This is a genomic window from Pseudomonas sp. NBRC 111124 (assembly GCF_001320245.1).
GTDB lineage: Bacteria > Pseudomonadota > Gammaproteobacteria > Pseudomonadales > Pseudomonadaceae > Aquipseudomonas.
Genome location: NZ_BCBA01000094.1, coordinates 1 through 1,470 on the forward strand (window position 1 = coordinate 1; position 1,470 = coordinate 1,470).

Genomic DNA, 1,470 nt, shown 5'->3' on the forward strand with positions numbered 1-1,470 from the left:
GAAAGGGTGCGCACGGTGCGTGGCTGCGGGCTGGTGGAAATCGACTCGCCACCGATCAACCGCTGCACGCGCAGGCCGCGCATGTGGTGGTCGTCGTAGGCGTAGTTCAGGGTGTTCTCGTAGTCGGTTTCCTTGGGATTGATCGGGATGATGTAGGTCCCTTTCTCGGTCCACTGGCTCAGCCAGGCGTCGTACTCACCGTGGTCGAGCATGTCGCCTTCCTGCCAGATGAACGCCGTCACTTCGTTGAGCAGATTCAGGTTCATCATTGGGTCTCCACCGCCATCATCTTCTTCCACTGTTGATACGCCGCACGCATACCGGTTTCGGCACTCACATCGGAAACCAGGCCGTCTGCGCTGGGCTTCTCGCCCGGCAGGCCGCGGTTGAGCATGATCCACAGGTTCTCGCCGGCATTGGCGCCTTTCTGCACGCGCTCCCAGGCCTCGGAATCGTCCGGGGTGCCGAAGCCCATCGGGCCCTGGAAGTGCTCGTGCAGGCGCAGGCGGTAGCGGTTGGCTGCGGCCGGGCCGCCGTCCATGGTGATTACCGAGTGATGGATTTCGGTCTCGGTCACCGAGATCGGCTGCAGCACCCGGAAAAACGCCATCGAACAGGCAACGTTGGGGAACAGGTTGAGGTTGAAGCCCGAACCGCCGACGGCGCGGACGATACGGCGCACCTGCTGCTCCTCGATGCCTTCGTCACGCAGTTCGGCGGCCAGCGACTCGAAACGCTCGGGGATCGGCTTATCGAGGTTGGCCTCAAGATCCACCAACTCAGGGATCATCACCATCACGCTGTGGCCGTTGCCCAGGTCTTCGACATAGCCGGGGCCTTTGACGAAGTCGAACAGCTCCAGGGTCTGCTCGTCGACCGAGGACAGGAAGCTCTTGTGCACCAACGGGAAGTGGTAGGCGTCGGTGGTGTTTTCCAGCTGGATCTTCCAGTTGCCGGGGAAGCGGAAACGGTGCTCGCCCGGGACCTTGATGCCGTAGCCGGCGCCTTGCTTCATGAACAGGTCCATCCACTTCTTCGCCGCGCCGAGGAAGTCTTCCAGCGGCTCGATATCGTCCTTGAAGGTGGCGAAGACCATGCCGGCATAGCTTTCGGTACGCAGGCTGACCAGCGGCAGCTCGGCCTTGTCGATGCAGTCACCGTAGCTTTCCGGGTGCGGAATGCCGCGCAACGAGCCGTCGAGGGCGTAGCCCCAACCGTGGTACGGGCAGACGAAGCTGTTGGTCTTGCCCTTCTTGTGCTCGCACACCGTGGCGCCACGGTGGCGGCAGCGGTTGAGCAGCACGTTGATGTCTTTCTTGCGGTCGCGCACCACGATCACCGGCTGCTTGCCGACGTAGGTGGTCTTGTAGCTGCCGGCGTCGGGGATTTCGCTTTCGTGGGCGACCCAGATCCAGGTGCTGTGGAAGATCTTTTCCAGCTCGGCGTCGAACAGCGCCGGGTCGGTGTACA

2 protein-coding genes are annotated in these 1,470 nt (G+C 62.5%); both read right to left on the reverse strand.

Translation table 11 applies throughout. The annotated features are described in order from the left end of the window. On the reverse strand, positions 1-266 hold a 266-nt coding region (locus APH28_RS25925; protein ID WP_305729011.1), incomplete at its 3' end, for an aromatic-ring-hydroxylating dioxygenase subunit beta. Continuing rightward, positions 266-1,470, reverse strand: a 1,205-nt coding sequence (locus tag APH28_RS25930) for a Rieske 2Fe-2S domain-containing protein (protein ID WP_060513277.1), incomplete at its 5' end; no start/stop codon positions are given. The genes APH28_RS25930 and APH28_RS25925, both read right to left, overlap by 1 nt.